This window comes from Bremerella alba, from assembly GCF_013618625.1.
In the GTDB taxonomy this organism is placed as follows: Bacteria; Planctomycetota; Planctomycetia; order Pirellulales; family Pirellulaceae; genus Bremerella; species Bremerella alba.
Map to the genome: position 1 here is coordinate 1 of NZ_JABRWO010000003.1, position 18,880 is coordinate 18,880.

At 53.4% G+C, this 18,880-nt stretch carries 11 protein-coding genes; 6 read left to right on the forward strand and 5 right to left on the reverse strand.

Annotated elements, in window-relative coordinates; genetic code table 11:
* Positions 1-3,916 (reverse strand): DUF6340 family protein (locus tag HOV93_RS05740; protein WP_207395528.1); only part of this gene is annotated, 3,916 nt, incomplete at its 3' end.
* A gap of 315 nt (positions 3,917-4,231) precedes the next feature.
* On the opposite strand from HOV93_RS05740, the gene HOV93_RS05745 reads away from it, so the two are divergent.
* The gene (locus tag HOV93_RS05745; RefSeq protein WP_207395529.1) at positions 4,232-6,046 is read left to right on the forward strand and encodes an alpha/beta hydrolase; all 1,815 of its coding nucleotides are present in this window, start codon (positions 4,232-4,234) and stop codon (positions 6,044-6,046) included.
* A gap of 444 nt (positions 6,047-6,490) precedes the next feature.
* Positions 6,491-8,554, forward strand: a complete 2,064-nt coding sequence (gene ftsH / locus HOV93_RS05750) for an ATP-dependent zinc metalloprotease FtsH (RefSeq protein WP_207395530.1) — start codon at positions 6,491-6,493, stop codon at positions 8,552-8,554.
* A 96-nt stretch (positions 8,555-8,650) separates the two neighbouring features.
* Here the strand turns inward: ftsH and HOV93_RS05755 are convergent, their stop codons facing one another.
* Positions 8,651-9,052 carry a response regulator gene (locus tag HOV93_RS05755; protein WP_207395531.1) on the reverse strand — a complete coding sequence of 134 codons (402 nt, stop codon included), beginning with the start codon at positions 9,050-9,052 and terminating at the stop codon, positions 8,651-8,653.
* 464 nt (positions 9,053-9,516) lie between these two features.
* Here HOV93_RS05755 and HOV93_RS05760 point away from each other — a divergent pair, with 464 nt between their 5' ends.
* From HOV93_RS05760 to HOV93_RS05775, 4 genes are all read left to right on the forward strand, one after another.
* Positions 9,517-10,365: a succinate dehydrogenase cytochrome b558 subunit gene (locus tag HOV93_RS05760; RefSeq protein ID WP_315853357.1), complete on the forward strand. Its 849-nt coding sequence runs from the start codon at positions 9,517-9,519 to the stop codon at positions 10,363-10,365.
* A gap of 81 nt (positions 10,366-10,446) precedes the next feature.
* The gene (gene sdhA, locus HOV93_RS05765; RefSeq protein ID WP_207395533.1) at positions 10,447-12,441 is read left to right on the forward strand and encodes a succinate dehydrogenase flavoprotein subunit; all 1,995 of its coding nucleotides are present in this window, start codon (positions 10,447-10,449) and stop codon (positions 12,439-12,441) included.
* An 83-nt stretch (positions 12,442-12,524) separates the two neighbouring features.
* The gene (sdhB, locus tag HOV93_RS05770) at positions 12,525-13,382 is read left to right on the forward strand and encodes a succinate dehydrogenase iron-sulfur subunit (RefSeq protein ID WP_207395534.1); all 858 of its coding nucleotides are present in this window, start codon (positions 12,525-12,527) and stop codon (positions 13,380-13,382) included.
* 64 nt (positions 13,383-13,446) lie between these two features.
* Positions 13,447-14,250 (forward strand): SDR family NAD(P)-dependent oxidoreductase, encoded by an 804-nt coding sequence (locus tag HOV93_RS05775; protein WP_207395535.1) that lies wholly within the window; start codon positions 13,447-13,449, stop codon positions 14,248-14,250.
* On the opposite strand, the gene HOV93_RS05780 is transcribed toward HOV93_RS05775, so the two are convergent.
* The 3 genes from HOV93_RS05780 to fusA form a co-directional block, all read right to left on the reverse strand.
* Positions 14,247-15,029 carry an alpha/beta fold hydrolase gene (locus tag HOV93_RS05780; protein ID WP_207395536.1) on the reverse strand — a complete coding sequence of 261 codons (783 nt, stop codon included), beginning with the start codon at positions 15,027-15,029 and terminating at the stop codon, positions 14,247-14,249. The two genes, HOV93_RS05775 and HOV93_RS05780, sit on opposite strands and share 4 nt — an antisense overlap.
* A gap of 100 nt (positions 15,030-15,129) precedes the next feature.
* Entirely contained in the window at positions 15,130-16,284 is a 1,155-nt protein-coding gene (locus tag HOV93_RS05785) for an LLM class flavin-dependent oxidoreductase (protein WP_207395537.1), read from the reverse strand.
* Positions 16,285-16,576: 292 nt separating this feature from the next.
* On the reverse strand, positions 16,577-18,670 hold the full coding sequence (fusA, locus tag HOV93_RS05790) for an elongation factor G (RefSeq protein ID WP_207395538.1): 2,094 nt from the start codon (positions 18,668-18,670) through the stop codon (positions 16,577-16,579).
* Positions 18,671-18,880: the final 210 nt, after the last annotated feature.

Consider the following 18,880-nt stretch of genomic DNA (forward strand, 5'->3'; position numbering starts at 1 on the left):
CTCCATAGGCACCACTGCCCCCGATGCCCCCCGCGTTGGCATTCATGCCGTATTCATCCGTCTCGGTATTCGAAGAGGGGGCAAACGGATCGTTGCCATTGGGAGAGTCGCCGAATTGATCACCGTTCGCGGCACCGTCGAAGTCGCGCATGCCTGCTCGACTGAAGTCGCTCAGTTCGAGACGTATTTCCTCGACCGCATCCAGTCGCTCTGCTTCCGCTAGTAGTTGCTCGTCAATTTCTTCTGTGGTTGGCTGATAATGGAAGTCGATGCTGGAGGTTGCCCTCATGGCAAAAACACGCGGATTGCCTTGCCAGAACATACTGGGGTTAGTCCAGTTGGGCGGGAATTGATCGAGAAGGCTCTTTTCAACCAGGGCTAGACTCAATTCAGCCGGAAGCGGATTGCCTAGTGCGTCTGTTGTCTTCAACTCGGCTTTAACGGTGTCTCCAGGTCGAGCATTCTTGGGTAGCTTCAGCTCGATACGAAGATCTCGCTCGACCTGGAAAATGCTTACCGCAGTGTGAAAACGGATAGGTGATTGATTGCCTTCAAGTTTCTCGTTTTTCCGCGCATCCGTCATCGCGGCTATCGCGAGTTGAAAGTTGGGCGCTAAGAACGTGTCGACGTCGAACTTCAGCGCATTTTTGCCGGACTTTAATTGCACCAGGCGATAGTCGAGGATCTTCGAACCCTCGAACGTGACTAAGGCGATCGTTGGTTCACCTCGCCAGTGAACATCGATCGCCGCCTTTTCGCCTGACTTAAGCAGATGTCGGTCCGCCAGAATATGCAGCCGAATACGGTCGTTCTCGTCGGAGATATTTACCGCTGTTTGAGTGGAAATCTCGTGTTTAAATCGATCGACGCCAGCAAAACGCAGGATGTAGCGTCCTCCCTTTTCAAGCGTTAGTGTATGTCGTGATTCTCCTTTTTCGTTAGACTTCAACTCATGCTTCGCCACGAGCACTTCCTGAGCTTGGCCTGGCTGATCGCTGGCTAAGCGCATAACCGAAAGCGTTAGGTCGGTCTCGAGAGGTTCGCCTTCCAGGTCTTTCACGCTTGCAGAAACATCGAACGACTCGCCGCTCAAGTAAGTATCGCGAACGATCGAGGCATTGATCGTGAAGCCAACTGCCGAGATGAATACACTCTTGGCGGTTGAAGCATTCTCGCTAGGCATCCGAGCTTGAATCTGCACCACCTTTGAATCTCGCAAATCACGGGTTGGTAGCTCAAATTCGACCTGCCCCTTTTTGTTGGTTTGCGCTTCGATTTGCTTGCCATCCAGGAAGTATTGCAAGTTGCGACTGATGACCGGATCGCCGTGGTAGTATTTTGCGGTGATCGTTCCCTTGACGACCTCGCCCCGGTAGTAAACGTCTTCTTCGGTGTCGATCTCAAGGAAGATTCGCGGCAGTTGGAATTCAGCGACCTGAAAGTTGCCGTAGTAGGCCTCTTCTTTGTCCTTGATCGACTTCATCACAACTTGATAAGAACCAACCGGCGACTCACTTGGAAGCAGTAAGTGACCGCCTGCGGAACCAAAATCGGATAGCTTTACTTCACGGTAAAGGAGGGAACGGCCCCGCGGGTCGAGTACTTCTAGTTGGTAGGTTTCTCCAGAGGGGACCGTATAGCGGTCGTCTTGCACATGCCGAATAATTCCGCGGACATGTACGAGCTGACCAGGGCGATACGCGGGGCGATCGGTGTACAGGTATCCGCGCCGTTTGAGTCCACGGGCCGCATCGAGTCCACTCAGGTTCACAATGTTGGCGGCCGAATGTCCCTGTATTACGCCCAGCACGCGGATATCACCAGAGCTGTGAAGCTCGTCACGACTCGCGCGAAAAACGCCATCCTCCCCTGTGGTCGCTTCGGCAAAGACCTCGCTGCCGTTAGACATTAAAAGACGAACATCGCCCCAAGGCTTACCTGTCTTCATGTTTTGAGCGTAGACAAATACCTCGTCACGCGAACTCTTGACGATCATGTCCAAATCGCTCTGTAGCACGACGGTGGTTGACTCTTTCGTTGCGCCCGTGACGGTAACGGCAACGACCCCTGCCTCAGTCACCTTGTCATCGTCTTGTTCTCCGGCAAGGGGGATCGGGATCTCGACGTTGTGCGTGTCGAGGCGATACTTTTCATATTTGGGCACTTCAAAGGTGAAGCTTTCGGCCGGATCGATCAGGGCGATGTCGAGACTTTCGATGCCGCCGGTCGTTTGCATTTTCCGGAAGTAGGTTTCGAGATCGATCGGATAGATCTGCACGGTCACCTTTTCGAGGTTCCGTGTTTTCAGTTGGATCGATGGCTTTTGGTTTGAGCGAAACTTACTCAGCGTCGCGATTTCCAACTGCTCGCCGGTGAGAAGGGTAATGCGCTGCTGAGCTTGGGAAGCCAAAGGCGTCTTGGCGAGCTCTTTATAAAGCTCGATCGCTTCGGATAATTTTCCTAGCTTCTGCTCTGTAGTCAGCGCGATGTTGTACTTTGCTTGGGCGGCTATCTGTGATCCCGGAAATTTACTAGCCAATTGCTGCCACGCCGAGATCGCTTCGGGCCAGTTTTTCTGTTGATGAAAGCTCTCGCCAATGCGAAATTGAATCTGCTGTGCACGCGAGTCGACTGGATACTTCACCAGGAATTCACGCCACAGCTTTCGGGCCTCGTCGTAGTTCTCTTCGGCATAGGCGAACTCAGCCTTTTGATACTGGGTATTGATAATCCGCTTTTGGGCCTCGCTCCAATTCGAGTGTGTGGGGTGTTTGGAAAGGTATTCGCTCCACGACGTGATCGCTTCATCGAACTTGTTTTGTTGAGCATAGATCGATCCCAATAGGAATCGTGCGTCCGCGTAGGCGTCGGTGTTGGCATACTGCTCAATCTTTAGGAACGACTGCAGGGCTTGCACTGCGTCGTCTCCGCGACCGCGACTTGAGAAAGCACGAGCGAGTTGGAAATGGGCCTCTGGAACACTTTCGTGCTCAGGATACTTGGTCAAATACTCTTCCAATTCTGCAACACCGAGTTCTAAATCTTGCTCGGACGGTGGATTGGGAAAGTGGTACGTTTCTGCCAAACGAAACGCTGCTTTGGGGAGAAGCTTTGAGTCTTCATCTGGATGCACGGCAAGAAGATCTTCCCAGGTCTTCCTCGCTGCTGCATGCTGTCCTGCTTGCAGATAGAGATCCCCTAACTCATAGCGGGCGATAAGTTTTATGGGGCGATCCGTGCTATCGGCGACTAGGGTCGCGTAGACGTTAATCGCATCTCCATGGCGGCCCAGGTGCTTCTGACTGCGAGCGATTTGGAGATTAACGTTGTCCCGTGTTTTGGGCTTGGGACCGACTTCCAGAGCTTTTTGGTAAAACTGCAATGCCTTGGAATATTCGTTGTTGTCATTCGTTTCCTCGCCACACTGGTAGGCTGCGCTGGCAAGAGTGAGGTAAATTTCAGCGACTTCCTCTTTACGATCGAGTGATAGTAAGTAGCGGGCTTGTTCGCGATAGGCCACCTCGGCACTGCGATAGTCTCCTCGTCGTGCATGTGCTAAGCCAATGCCAAATTGGGCTTTGCGCGACCACTTAGAGTCAGGGAATCGTTTCAATTGTTCTTCGAAGACCCGTACAGCATCTTCGTATTTTTTGGCGAAATGTAATGCTCGGCCCTTGAGATAGAGCAGTTGCTCTTTGTCGCCTTCGTCATTCGCTAGTTCCGCATCAATCCGCTGAATCGCTTCGTCGTAATCGCGATCTTGTAGGGCATCTCGAATTGTAATCGGGGCCAGGGCGTAAAGCGTTTCATCGACGCTGGTTGCTTCTGCGACATCAATTTCCGTAGCTGTTGCGATTGCAGGCAGGCATAACGCAAATACGAACGTCCATGCCAGCGGTCGAGATAGCGGCAACATCAGAGAGTCCCTGGGGCTAAAGGAGAGAAGAGTGTCGCGACTAGATTCTTTATCTCAGACTTAGACGAATTGGGCCAGGAAATGGTTTTTACCGTTTTCGGGCATTACTCATTTTGTGCGTCTAACTTGTTTCTAGACCGTAAGTAACCAATTAGCAACGTTTTAGCGTCAGAGGTCAATACATTTTGAGTTGATCTTAATCATCCTTACTGTGAAGAAATCGATCTTTTGCCGCTTCGGGAACGCCGTTAAGATTCACCCCCACTCTGACCAGACAGTGGGCTGGATGCATGGATGCGAATAGGGGGTTGGACCATGTCCAATAACGCAAAGCAAGCTAAGTACTCTCCGTCAATTCTTCGCTATATGGAAGCGGTTTCACTAAGCCTATTTCTACTAGCAATCGTCCTGGGATGCGCACAGGATAAAGGAGAGCAAGAGGTTGCATCGGGAGGCCCGGATGACGCTCCGTATGTCGAGCCTTCTGGTCCTACCGTAGTTGCGCCCGTACAAGATCCGGCACCTATGCATCAGCAGCCGGCGTTCGCGCCAGAGATGGTCGAACCTCATTTGGTTCCCCAGGGTGGCGCACCGAAGGCTGAGCCAGACGTCAGGTTCGGTTATTCCGAGCCATCGGGGGCTGCTCCTCAGCCACAATATGCCCCCCGAAGCTTGTCACCTCAAGCCTCTGACAGTTCTCCGAATCTGCAACGAAGTACGGCTCCGAGAATGAGTCCGTATTCTCAGCCTCAGGCAATGCCGTTGGAGATGCAGCAACCTCAAGCCATGCAAGCTCCGCCATTGCAACCCAGGATGATGCAGGCACCCGCCGAAATGCAGCCCATGGCCGCAGAGCCGGAACCTGTACCGATGCAAGCAGAGGCCCCGAGCGATGATCCGTTCGATGTCGTCGAGGTGTTCTATGGAACCGACCGTGCGCCCATGTTATGGCCTGGCGGAGTGCTACCGCATAAGTTTCATGCGCTCCTGCCCGCGATTACTTGCATGATCTTAGGAATTGCGGTCGCGTTGCTGCTCACGAAATTCAAGCAGTACATTGTTGCTGGGCTGACCGTGGTAGTTGCCGTGACCGGAGCAGTTGTTGTCGGGCAAGAAGGTTGGGTGCAGTACCACAAGTTCGATCGTTTTCTCTCGAACGACTCCGTCGTTTATGGCAAAGAGCAGGGCGACTTGGAGCTAGGAACCTGTAAGGTCAGTATTCCTAAATCGCATCAGGCCGGTCAGCTCGAATCTCCTTCGGTCGTGCACTGGGAATTTGAAGAGAAGCCCGAAGACCATGTCATGTTGATGGAAGTGAAGTCAAAGGAGGAGCAAGAATTCTTCAACATGCTTAAGCTGCGTGTTGAAGAGTCTCCCAACCATGACCTTCTAATCTTCATCCATGGCTTTAATGTTACCTTTGAAGACGCGGCCAGGCGTACAGCTCAGATTGCCCATGACCTGGATTTCCGCGGGGCCCCTGTTTTTTTCAGTTGGCCATCGCAGGGGGAATTACTCGGTTATGTCACCGATCGTGGTAACTCGTTTTGGACAGCGTCCCATCTGAAAGAATTCTTACTAAAAGTACATCAACACAGCGGTGCACAGTCGGTGCACCTTATTGCGCATAGCATGGGGAACCGGGCTTTTGGTGCTGCGGTGGAGTCTTTGGCGCAAGACCTTCAACTGAATCAGAAGATCTTTAATGAAGTCATTTTGGCAGCACCCGACGTCGACGCGCGTGTTTTCCAAGAGAAGATCGCTCCCAATCTCGCTGGCCTGTCCCAGCATGTTACGCTTTACGCCTCGCAGAACGACTTGGCCCTGATCGCCTCTCGGGCAGTCAACGGGTATCCGAGAGCAGGCGACGTCGGAGCTAACATACTGATTCTCAATGGCATCGATACCATCGATGTCACTCAAATTGATACCAGTTTGATGGGACATGCCTATTATGGCGACAACACGACAGTCATCAGCGATATCTATGCGTTAATGCAGAATGCCCGTATGCCGACGCAGCGGCAGTGGTTGCGAGATATCTCAAGCCCAGGCGGCATGTATTGGTACTTCGATCCGCAGTACAACAATTCCGTTACGCGAACGCCATCCAGCCCTCCACTACGGTAGCCAAGTGGTTATCCGTGGCTTCTGCTATAAACCCGACAGTTACGTTGCCGTCAGTCGCTTACATGTCGATGGAAAGATATTGCCCGTTCTTTAGAGCTTGCTTCTCGATGCAGGCTCTTGTTCCTCCGTGCAATTGGAAGTGATCTCATCTTCGGTCACCAGAATCGACATGATCACTACTTCTGTTAAATTGGTGGCGGCCAACGGGTGGTCGGATTTATACGCTACGCACCCTCCAGCAGAGGTTGTCAGTGAGCATTGTTGTCCAGGCTGTCGTCAAAACCGGACCAGCCCGTATCCTCCGGCCGAGAGCTAGCAGCTTGTCTAGTTTTGCCAGATGGCGAAGATGGTCGTAGGGACTTGCCCGGTATACTATGAGATTCCCACGAGGCAGCGTGAGACGCTGGGCAGCCCGAAAAATCTACAGAAACCAAGCGAAAGCCAATGGATAACAACGACGAATCTCCCAAACGGAGAGGCGATAAAGGAAATTCCGGCAATCTATGGTACATCTTGGTGGCCGGGGCGGTCGTGTTTTTGGTCGCCATGTACCTATTGCAATCAGGGACCGAAGAACTGGCCCAGCCAGATCTAGAGAAGTTGATTGCTTCGATTGACGACAAGCCGAACGAAGGTGTCGAGCCTGGTTTAACCGTCAAGCGAAAAGATAGCGATGGCAAAGTTTCCAGTATCCGCTACTCGAATTTAAGAAATGTCGAAATTGGGCCAAGCTCGGTCACGGCCGTGGTGGATCGCTACAACAACGATAGCGAAGACCCCAGCAAAGCAAAGACTGACGGTCAGAAGATCGTGACCTACTTGGTTCGCAGCGAAAATGCTGCGGGCAAGATTCAATCGATGCTCGACGAGGTGGGATTCACCGACTACAAAGCGACCGGTCCGCCCAACTTCTTTGAAATCTACGGCGGTCCACTGCTGATGATTGGTCTAGGGATTGCGTTCTGTTACTTCATGATTCGTCGGATCGGTGGGACAGGCAGTGCGATCGCGTTCGGACGAAGTCGTGGCAAGTTGCACATGCAAGACGATCTAAATATTAGCTTTGAAGATGTCGCCGGCATTGAAGAAGCTGTGGACGAAGTGAAAGAAATCGTCGACTTTCTTCGCTCACCTGAAAAGTATCAGGAACTCGGCGGACGTATTCCCAAAGGGGTACTGCTGGTTGGCCCTCCTGGAACAGGTAAGACTCTTCTAGCCAAAGCAATCGCAGGCGAGGCAGGTGTATCGTTCTTCAGTATGAGCGGAAGCGACTTCGTTGAAATGTTCGTGGGCGTCGGTGCTGCTCGCGTGCGTGACTTGTTTCAACAAGCGGCGGCGAAAAGCCCCTGTATCATCTTTATCGACGAGTTGGATGCGTTGGGTAAGGCTCGTGGCGGCGGAATTGTCGGCGGGCATGACGAACGGGAACAAACGCTCAATGCGCTGCTTGTCGAGATGGATGGCTTCGAAGCGAACGCCGGGATCATTATCATCGCCGCAACAAATCGTCCGGAAATGCTGGACCCTGCCCTGCTCCGTCCTGGCCGATTTGATCGACAGGTACTAGTCGACAGGCCAGACGCAGGCGGCCGTGAAGATATTCTGCGTGTCCATGTTCGAAGCGTAAAGTTGGATGATACGGTTAACTTAAAAAGTGTGGCCGCAATCACCACAGGGTTCTCCGGTGCCGATCTAGCAAACTTGGTCAACGAGGCCGCGCTGCTTGCCGCTCGCAAGGGTAAATCCGCCGTAGGCATGGAAGAGTTCGACGAAGGGGTCGAACGCGTTACCGCCGGCCTTGAGAAGAAGCAACGCGTGATGCACGAAGACGAAAAGCTTCGGGTGGCCTATCACGAAAGCGGTCATGCACTGGTGGCCTATTGCCTTCCCAATACTGACCCGGTGCACAAAGTCTCGATCATTCCACGTGGATTGGCGGCGCTCGGTTATACGATGCAGCGGCCGACCGAAGATCGCTTTTTGATGACGCAAAGCGAACTGGAAAGCCGAATTCAAGTGTTGCTTGCTGGGACGCTTGCCGAGGAAATGGTCTACGAAGAGATCTCGACCGGTGCTCAAAACGATCTTGAACGGGCCACGGAGATCGCTCGGAGCATGGTTACCGACTTTGGCATGAGTCGCTTAGGACGGGTTAACTTCCGAGCGAGCGGGCGTTCGGCTTTCATTGCCGAACAGTCAGAAGAGCGAGCCCGCTCGCACAGTGAAGAAACTTACCGTGAGATCGATCTGGAGATCAAACGCATCATCGACGAACTCCTGAAACGCACCAAAGAGATGATGGAAGATCGTCGGGCCGCCCTCGTTTCTCTAACAGAGCGATTGATGGAACTAGAGGTGGTCGACGCAGCAGAATTAACACGAGTTATCGAAGAAACCGCAGACGGTCCAAGAATTGTGCCCGGCACGGAAGTGAAGCGGCATGGAACGCCTAAGGAAATTAACTCAGACGATATTCCCCCAGCAGGTTCAGTCGACCAGGGAATCTAGTAGCAATACTACTCTTAAAAGGATGAGTTGGCTCGGGCGAACTGCCCCTGGCCAACTATCATTCTTATTCTGCTACACGCAGAAGCAGTGCCTGGTTCAACGCCCTGCTTCGTACCACGGGTAATGGCTTGCCATCGCATCTTTCACCACGCCGGTCACAATCTGAATGCTGACTGGCTTCTCAAGCAGAGAGAATATTTCCACACTTTCTGCCTGGGTGGCGATGGCCTGGTCGAGGCCGCCGGTTAGAAGAATGTAAGGGATGTTGATTCCCAGGCTGCGACAGGCCGTAATCGATTCCAAGCCTGTTCTCTCAGGCATATGAAAATCGAATAGTGCGACGTGAACCGTAGTTCCCTGAGCCACGTGGATTGCCTCTTCGCCGTTGGCCGCCAAGATCGGCTCAAACCCGCGACGCGCGAACACCTCCGCCATCGTCTCGCGGAAAGCGCGATCGTCATCGGTGATCAGCATGGTTGGATGTTCAGAATTTCGCATGGCACTAAGTCGCTACGCACGCGTAACGTGTTGGCAGGACAAAACCTTTGACGCTTCAACATGCAAATGTAGTTCCCATTTTTGGCTAGAAAGCCTTACCGTTGCAAGACTGATCGATCAGATGCGGTAAATACGTGTGAAATAGGCAAGCATCTAGCCTTTTTCAAAGTTTTAAACAGTCTGTCCCTGCTCGTTGCCTGCCAATATGACAGGACAGTGAAGGAAAGTTGCCCGCTTTATCAGCAATGTTGATACTACCTTAGATTTTCGGTCTCTTAATACAGGGGTACTTATAACTAAGTCGTGATTCCGCTATAACTTGTGGCATGCGAGCGGCCCTCTTCGATGGATGGTCGGAGTAGCGGCCGAAGGGCGCTGATTGCGCCAAAAAGCGATCTGAAGACAACACTTGTAAGCGATATCTCGCCCTACCAGCGAGGTTTCGATTTGGGAAAGGGTCTGTGGTGAGCTCGGCACCTAGTTTTTTACAGCGCAACGAGTTTCTGTTGCGTCGCCTGCATTCTTTGACCGGCCTTGTTCCTATCGGTGCCTACATGGTGATGCACCTTTCGGTGAACGCCAGTGTCTTTGCGTCGCCGCTTCTTTTTCAGCGGTTGGTGTTCCATATCCACGCCTTGGGGCCATTGTTGCCGCTGGTCGAGTGGGCGTTCATTTTTCTGCCGATCATTTTCCATGGCGTCTATGGGTTGATCATCACAAAAGATGGCAACCCCAATACGCAAAACTATCCCTATAACAGCAACTTCCGCTATACGATGCAGCGGGCAACAGGGCTGATTGCGTTCCTCTTTATTGCCTGGCACGTGTTTCACATGCATGGTTGGATTCATGCCAGCTTTTGGGTGAATAACATTGCTCATCCGCTATTCGGTGCCCAGTTTTCCCCTTACAACGCAGCAAGTAGTGGGGCCGAAGCGATGCAGGCCTCGATTATTGTGCCAATTCTTTACGCTATCGGTGTCTTGGCAATCACGTTCCACTTCTGCAATGGCCTATTCACCTTCGGCATTACCTGGGGGTTCTGGATCAGTGCCAAAGCGCAAGAGCGGGCCAAGGTGGTTGCCAACGTGCTTTTCGTATTGCTCGCCGTCGTGGGCATGACTTCGATCGTCGGACTCTACTCGATGAGCCAAGAGAAAATAGCCGAATCCCGCAAAGAAGAAGACAAGGCCTACGAACTTCTGGTCGAAATTGGCGACATCGAGCCGAACGATCACAAGCATTCCAAAGATTCAAAATACTACCACGCGGAAGATTCCGACGACGCTGCAAAGGTCGAATCCAAGCGTTAAAGCCACGCGACTCATTTCGGTTAATACACCGGGAAGAGAAACGCCGCCAATTAAAAATCCAAGAGCCAAAGGTGGACGGGAATGGCAGAGAAGCGAGTTCTAGTTATCGGTGGTGGTTTGGCCGGTCTGGCTGCCACCATGAAGCTGGCCGAGTTAGGCATCAAAGTCGATTTGATGAGCCTCACGCCGGTCAAACGCTCGCACAGTGTGTGTGCTCAGGGGGGAATCAACAGCGTCAATGACGCGACGCGCCAACTGGGCGACGACGAGTACAAGCACTTCGACGATACCGTCTACGGTGGCGACTTCTTGAATCACCAGCCACCGGTGTACGAGATGGCCATGTGGGCTCCTAAGGTGATCGACCTGATGGATCGCCTGGGGGTTCCGTTTAATCGAACCACCGAAGGCTTTATCGATCGTCGTCGATTCGGTGGAACACTGTACAAGCGAACGGCTTTCGCCGGGGCGACCACCGGTCAACAACTTCTCTACGCGCTCGACGAACAAGTCCGCCGCTGGGAAGTCGAGGGTATGGTCAAGAAGTACGAAATGTGGGACTTCCTCGGACCTGTCCTGAATGACGAGGGAACGTGTGTCGGGGCGGTTGCTCAAGATCTCTACAGTATGGAGATTCGCTCCTTCAAGGCCGACGCCGTCGTGGTCGCGACCGGTGGTTGTGGTCTGATCTATGGCCGCAGCACGATGAGCATGACCTGTAACGGTTCGGCCGCGAGTCGCTGTGTTCAGGCCGGTGCTAAGTATGGTAACGGCGAATGTATTCAAGTTCACCCGACGGCCATTCCCGGTGCCGATAAGCTTCGACTAATGAGCGAATCGGCCCGTGGTGAAGGGGGACGTGTTTGGGTTCCAAAGACGCCTCACGATTCTCGGGGCCCGAAAGACATTCCCGAATCCGAGCGTTACTACTTCCTGGAGGAACGTTATCCGGAATACGGCAACCTTGTTCCTCGTGACATTGCCACACGCGAGATTTTCGATGTCTGCGTGAATGGTGGCCTCAGTGTTGAGCAAGATCGCCAGTGCGTCTACTTGGATCTAACGCATATTGAAGCAAGCGAGCTCAATCGTAAGCTGGGCGGTATTCTCGATATCTATCGGAAGTTCCAAGGGGTCGATCCTTGCTACACGCCGATGCGGATCTTCCCGGCCGTGCACTACAGTATGGGCGGTTTGTGGTCTAATTACGAAAAGAAAGCTAGTGGCGGCTTGGTCGCCGGATCGCCGACTAATCAGGTCACCAACATTCCGAACTTGTATGCGATTGGCGAAGTCGACTACCACTATCACGGTGCCAATCGCTTGGGTGCGAACTCGCTGTTGTCCTGTATCTTCTCAGGGCTTTTCGTCGCACCCGGCTTAGAGACACTGCTCGGTAGCATGGCACCAGGGACGTCGGCAGCCGATCAACCGGCTTCGTTGTACGAAGCAGCTGTGAAGAAGCACCAAGTGCGTCACGATAGCCTGCTGAAGCAAAAGGGGGATGAGAACCCTTACCTGATTCACCAGGAGTTGGGCAATCTGATGACCAACGTCGCAACGGTGGTGCGTAAAAATTCGCAGCTCACCGAAGGCATCGGCAAGCTGGCTGACCTGAATGAGCGAGTCTGGAAGTGCTCTCTCAGCGATACCGGCAATTGGTCGAATCAAAACGTGCTCTTTACCAAGGCTTTGCAGGACATGTTCCCGATCGCGGAGGCTATCCTCAAGGGGGCTTTGCAGCGTGACGAATGCCGAGGTGCTCACTATAAGCCAGAATTCGAATTGCCTGGCCTAACTGCCGAAAATCCTGCCGAGCATCGCCGTCAGGCCGAACAATGGTGTGATAAGTTTGAGGCGAACGTTGATAAGTTTCTCAAGAGTACGATCGCCACGTACGATGGCAAAGACGTAAGCATCAGCTACGAAGAAGTAGATACAAGCATCGAGCCACCGAGGCCTCGCCTGTATGGCCTCGTTGGTGCGGAACAGATCAGCGATGTTTGGAAGGAACGGAAGAGAAAGAAGCAGGAAGCAGCTGCCGCTCAAGGTGATCCAGCCGCCACTGCCAATTAGTTTCCGCCTTCCCATGTGTAAAAGATTGTTCGGTTTCGACCGAACCTACGGCACAGAAAACTGGATTCTGAAAAGCTAAGAATATGATTGCCCATTCCCAAAATAAGCCGAAAACGTTCTTCGTCAAAATCCTTCGCCAGGATGGTCCGGGGAAACCAAGCTATTGGCAGCGGTTCGAACTCGACTACGAGTCAGAGCTGAACGTGATTAGCGTGCTGCAGAGAATCGCCGCCAAGGCAAAGACTTCCAGCGGCGAAAAGACCACTCCGGTTTGCTGGGACTGTGGCTGCCTGGAGGAAGTGTGCGGCGCCTGCACGATGGTGATCAATGGCAAGGTTCGCCAGTCCTGCTCGGCTTTGGTTGATAAGCTTCTAGAGGACAGCAACGAGATCGAGCTTCGTCCGATGACCAAGTTCCCGATCGTGCGCGACCTGTTCGTTGATCGTAGCCGGATGTTCAACTCGCTCAAAAAGATCAAGGGGTGGGTTCCAGCGGATGGTTACTACGATCTAGGGCCAGGGCTACGCCAGTCGCGTGCTAATCAGGAGATGGCCTATCCGCTGAGCGAGTGCATGACATGCGGTTGCTGTGTGGAGGCTTGCCCTCAGTATTCTAAGATTGAATTACTGCCGCATTCCGGGGAATCGGACGAACAGTTTGAGGAGCGTAAGCTTGACGCCTACAGTCATGGCTTTGTGGGCCCTGCTGCGATCAGTCAGGTGGTGCTGTTTAACTTGCACCCAACCGGAAAGATGATGGCCGGTGAGCGGCTCGACGCTTTGACCGAAGAAGGAGGCATTCAGGTTTGTGGGAATGCTCAAAACTGTGTAGCCGTCTGTCCGAAGAAGATCCCGCTGACGATGAGTATCGGCAGGGTTGGCCGAGAAACGACCTTCAACACGCTTCGCAAGTGGTTCGACCGTCCCGCGAATAAGCATTAAACCATTCTGGTCTCTCGCCCCATTGTAGAGAGGGTTAAGGGGAGATGCTAAGGGGCAGCCACGCATGACAGATGCTTCCACTTCTCTAAGATTTCAAGGCAAGGTTGCCCTGATAACCGGGGCCAGCGATCGTGGTATCGGTGGAGCGATTGTTGAGCGTCTCTCGAAAGAAGGGGCCTCAATTGTTGTTGCGAATCGTCACGAACCCAGGCGGGTTCTCAAACGTCTAGAGCGTCAGAAAACGCCCTTTCTCTATCAAGATTGTGACGTTACCAGCGACGAGCAAATTGCCGCATTGAAGACCGCTGCCCAGGAGAAATTCGGCAAGGTCGACTACCTGATCAACAATGCGGGCATCGAGCTTTGCCAGAACCTGGAAGACTATGAAGAAGGTCAATGGCAAGAGTTGCTTGATATCAATCTGACCGGCGCGATACGCATGACTCGCGCCTTCCTTCCGTTGCTACCCTCACCCGGCGGGGTTGTGCTGAATGTCGCTTCGGCTCTGGGGCTGGGTGGGTGCGTTGGCTTCTCGGTCTATAGTGCCAGCAAGGCCGGCCTGACCGGTTTTACGCAGTCGTTGGCATGGGAACTGGGACCCAAGAAGATCCGTGTTGTCGCCGTTGCCCCTGGCATCGTCACCACGCCGATGGCCATGCGATTTGCCGAAGAGTGCGACACCCGCGAGGAAGTCGAACGACTGCGTCAGGATATCGAAGCGTGTCATCCGCTGGGCGTTGGCGTTCCTCATGATGTGGCCAACGCGGTGGCGTTTCTCGTCTCCGAAGAAGCCAGCTGGATCACCGGCGTCACGCTGCCGCTGGGTTGGGCTCCGCACTATAACCTGCCGATGCATCGGTATGTTTAAGCTGAGGCAATAAATTCCAAAGCAATCTCTGCAGCTTCGTCCATTTTTTCATATGGGACCATATGCCCGCACTCTTCCAGGACGGTTAGTTTGGCATTGGGCAAATGCTTTGCGTAGTATTCGCCGTGGGCCAGCGGGATAAGCTTGTCATGACGCCCCCATATCACTTGCACCGGGCCGCTTAAGCGGTGGAGGTGACTCGCCAGTTTGGGATCGTGCAGGTAGGGGTTCCAGCCGACGCGTGCCGTTGCCTCACGTGCACGTAGCCACATAAGGATGCGTGGGTCGTTGATGTCGCTGGGGAAGTGGTCGATTGATTGCTGGCTTTTCGAGTCGAAGAAAAGTAGTTCACGTAGCTTGTCGAAGTTATCAATGAACAGTTCTTCCATGGGAGCCCCGTCGACGTGCAAGCCAGCTGCAGCGATCATCACCAGGGGGCCTATCAGGTCGGGACGAATCAGTTTTACTTCGGCTGCGGTCCACGCACCCAGCGAATAGCTCACGACCGGAACATTCTCCAGGTTCAGTTCGCCCAGCAGGTCGACGTAATGCCAGGCCAGATCGTGGATATCCTGAATCTGATCTAGGCCTTCGCTTAGTGCGAATCCTGGATGAGCTGGAAGGTACACCGTGTATTTCTCGGCCAACTTCTTGTGAAACGCGATTGGTTCAGTCTCGCCCCCGGCCGAGTGCAGGTACAGCAGCGGAGGCCCTTCGCCCAGGATGGTGAGCTGCGTCTTCTTGCCGGCGATATTTAAAGTCTTGTTTTCTGTTTTCATAAAACGCGTCTTGCGCGGAGTGGGTTGGTTGTGGATTGCGTGTACCTTGGTCGGCGTCTCGCCCTAGCGCTCTTCCCTGTGGGGAGGGAGGATCATGTCTCTAGCTGGAGAGGGTGACGTCGAGTTCTTCGCGGAGGCCAGGCATGACCTTTTCGGCGAAAAGCTTCATATTCTTGCAGGTCATATCGTGCGGCAGCGTGCCGAGTTGGAACAAGCCTAGCAGGTTCCCAACGCCCAATCTTTTGATACGCTCTGAAAGCTTCTGGCGAACCGTGTCCGGGCTGCCGACGATGGCGTACCCGCCAGCTTCGATGTCTTCGCGGGATTCGCAGGTGCTCATGAATTGCTTCAAGCCCTTCTGGATGCCAGCGATCGAGCGGGCCGATGTGTAGCCTGGCGGAAACACGACCAATCCTTTGAGGAGCTTCTTTACGAAGTACCAGAGGTGCGGTTCGTACTCGGCCCAGGCTTGTTCATCGGTTTCCGCGCAATAGATGGGCAGAAGCCAGCCGAGTTGTTCCGGGTCGGTGGTGTAATCGCACTTCTCACATTCATCACGGAACATATCGAAGTTGCGTTGGAAGAAGTCCATGTGGAAGTAGGGAATACCCATATAAGCGAACCGACGCTGAGCCACGAACTGAATCGTTTCGCGGCTACCGGCGCCAGGGATCCAGATTGGTGGATGCGGTTGCTGAATGGGGCGTGGCCATGGGTTGACGTACTTCAGCTTCCAATGCTTGCCGTAGTGCTCGAATGGACCAGGCTCGGTCCACGCTCGCATGATGAGATCAAACGCTTCCCGGTACATCTCGCGGGCAAAGGTTGGGTTCTTCGAGAAGCTGTAGTATTCAGGACCGCCACCGACAACGAGGCCAGCGATCAGCCGACCGCCGCTGATGCAGTCGATCATGGCAAATTCTTCAGCGCAGCGGGTTGGCGGATCGTAGAAGGGTATGGCATTTCCCACCACGGCAATGCGGCAGTTCTTCGTCTGTCGCGCCAAGATCGATGCCATCAGGTTGGGGCTAGGCATCGTGCCGTAGGCGTTCTGGTGATGTTCGTTGACGCAAACCCCGTCGAACCCTAGCTGGTCAGCAAGGACGAGCTGATCGAGGTAGTTGTTATAGAGTTCGCCGCCGTGCTCGGGATCGAAGATTTCGTTAGGGAGCCAGGTCCACGCGGTATCGTACTTCTCGGAAAAGTCCTCAGGAAGTCGGTCCCAGGGCATCAAATGGAAGGCGAAGAATTTCATGGGTGATTCTCTTGTCCCCTCGCCCCTTTGGGGAGAGGGTTAGGATGAGGGGCGGAAGCGTGGGTCAGGTTCGACTTTTCGCCCTGTCTGGACCCCCCGTAGGCGGCGGGAAATAACCAGGTGAAAAGGCTTTTGCAGAGCCCCAATGGATTTCTAATAAAGTCGCCAAAATACGCATCTGTGACAACCCGAGAAGTTGGTTTCTCTTACCCACAGGCGCAAAAAAAGCACCCCGGAAAGGTGTAAAGACCTAAACGGGGTGCCTCGTATGTCAAAACGGAGCAAGCAGTGCTTACTTCGCCAATTCCAATTCTTTCTTACGTTCGGCAACCACTTCTTCCTGAATGTGGGAAGGAGTTGGCTTGTAGCTACCCAGTTCCATACTGAACGTGCCCTGACCTTGGGTCATGCTGCGAAGTTCCGTCGCGTAACCGAACATGGCTGCCAAAGGAATTTCGGCTAGGATGACCGTCGTGTCACCATTCATATCGGTTTGATTGACCATTCCACGGCGGACGATAATGTCGCCGGTAACAGGCCCCTGGAACGCTTCGGGGATTTCAACTTCGACGTTCATGATTGGCTCGAGCAAGGTTGGCTTCATTTTCATGAAGTTCTCACGGAAGCAGCCTTGGGCGGCAATCTTAAATGCCATTTCGGACGAGTCGACATCGTGGTACGAACCATCGCTCAAGATGATCTTCATACCCACCACGGGGAACTCAGCCAAAGGCCCCTTGGCCATGCAAACTTCAAAGCCTGACTTGACGGCTGGGATGTATTCCTTGGGAATACGACCCTGGCTAATCTTGTCTTCAAAGACGAAGTTTTCGGCGTCTTCGGTATCCTGTGGAATTGGTTCCATGCTACCCACAATGTGAGCGAACTGGCCGGAACCACCCGTCTGCTTCTTATGCTTGTAATTGTAATCGACGATTTGCGTTGGGCTTTCGCGGTACGAAACCTTAGGTGGGCCGGTGACGACTTCCACCTTGTATTCGCGGCGAATACGTTCAACGTAAACGTCCAAGTGCAACTCACCCATGCCCGCGATGATCGTTTCGTTCGTCTCGGGATCGGTGAACACGTGGAAGGTTGGGTCTTCCTTGCGGAAACGCTGCAGTGCCTTGCTCAGCTTGTCGCTGTCGTCTCGGCTCTTTGGCGCGACCGAGATCTTAATGACCGGGATCGGCACAAAGATGTTTTCCAGCGAGCAAAATTCGCGGTCCTTGGCATACGTATCACCGGAAGCACAATCGACACCGGTGACGGCAACAATGTCGCCTGCCCCTGCACTATCGATTTCTTCTCGCTTATTGGAGTGCATACGCACGATACGGGCGAAACGTTCCGATTTGCCGGTACGCTGATTCACGTAGGGCTGACCCTTTTCGATCGTACCCTGGTAAATTCGCATGAAGGTCAATTGACCGAACGGATCTTCCACGATCTTGAACGCCATGCCCACAAACGGAGCTTGGGGATCGCAAGCCAGCGGAACTTTGTCTTCCGATTCTTCGAAGGTGTTGGCGCTGTACTTCACTTCCAGTGGCGACGGCAGGTAACGCACAATTGCGTCCAGCAGCGTTTGCACACCTTTGTTCTTGTAGGCCGTACCCATGAAGACTGGGGTGATCTGCAGACCGACGACGGCATCGTGCGTGGTCTTGTAGATCAAATCTTTGGGCACTTCTTCTTCGGACAGAAGCAGTTCCATGATCTCGTCGCTGTAGTTCGACAGCGCTTCGAGCATGTCGTGGCGAGCTTCCTGCGCGGTTTCTTCCAGGTCAGCCGGAATCGCTTCCTTGCGGACCGTTACGCCTTGTTCGCCTTCGTAGTAGATCGCTTCCATTTCGATCAGGTCAACGACGCCCTTGAAATTATCTTCCGCTCCAATTGGAACTTGGTAGGCGATCGCATCGACGCCCAGCTTGGCACGCATCTGCTTGATGACGCTGTCTGGGTTGGCACCGGTACGGTCCATCTTGTTGATGAACGCCAGGCGTGGAACCTTGTAGCGTTTCATCTGGCGGTCGACTGTGAGGGACTGAGCCTGAACACCACCGACTGAGCAGAGAACGAGGATGGCACCATCGAGCACGCGAAGCGAGCGTTCCACTTCCACGGTAAAGTCAACGTGGCCTGGGGTATCGATCAGGTTGATCGGATAGCCATTCCACGCGACGCTGGTAGCAGCCGAGGTAATGGTGATACCACGTTCTTTTTCCAGTTCCATATGGTCCATGGTCGCGCCATCGCCACCACCGCGGACTTCCTCGATCTTGTGGATACGACCACTGTAGAACAGGATGCGTTCGCTCAAAGTCGTCTTACCGGAGTCGATGTGAGCCGAAATACCGATGTTTCGTAGTTTCTTCAGGTCCATAATGTCACGATTGAAATAAAAAACAGGTGTAAGGAGGCGAACAAGATTCGAGGCGTCTCGGTGGTTTTAGGTGAGATGGCCCGAACCATAATTCGGAAACAGAATCCGGTAAAACCGCAGCTGACTCGTCTCGGACATCGGCCCCAGTTTCCCCTAAAGGGGGCTCGCGGAGCCTGAGTATATTGATCCAGCATCTTACTGGTTTTGGCT

What these genes read in the sequence shown, in the direction of transcription:
- HOV93_RS05745 (WP_207395529.1), top strand. Translation starts at nt 4,232, where the DNA reads ATGTCCAATAACGCAAAGCAAGCTAAGTACTCTCCGTCAATTCTTCGC.
- ftsH (WP_207395530.1), top strand. Translation starts at nt 6,491, where the DNA reads ATGGATAACAACGACGAATCTCCCAAACGGAGAGGCGATAAAGGAAAT.
- HOV93_RS05755 (WP_207395531.1), bottom strand. Translation starts at nt 9,052, where the DNA reads ATGCGAAATTCTGAACATCCAACCATGCTGATCACCGATGACGATCGC.
- sdhA (WP_207395533.1), top strand. Translation starts at nt 10,447, where the DNA reads ATGGCAGAGAAGCGAGTTCTAGTTATCGGTGGTGGTTTGGCCGGTCTG.
- sdhB (WP_207395534.1), top strand. Translation starts at nt 12,525, where the DNA reads ATGATTGCCCATTCCCAAAATAAGCCGAAAACGTTCTTCGTCAAAATC.
- HOV93_RS05775 (WP_207395535.1), top strand. Translation starts at nt 13,447, where the DNA reads ATGACAGATGCTTCCACTTCTCTAAGATTTCAAGGCAAGGTTGCCCTG.
- HOV93_RS05780 (WP_207395536.1), bottom strand. Translation starts at nt 15,029, where the DNA reads ATGAAAACAGAAAACAAGACTTTAAATATCGCCGGCAAGAAGACGCAG.
- HOV93_RS05785 (WP_207395537.1), bottom strand. Translation starts at nt 16,284, where the DNA reads ATGAAATTCTTCGCCTTCCATTTGATGCCCTGGGACCGACTTCCTGAG.
- fusA (WP_207395538.1), bottom strand. Translation starts at nt 18,670, where the DNA reads ATGGACCTGAAGAAACTACGAAACATCGGTATTTCGGCTCACATCGAC.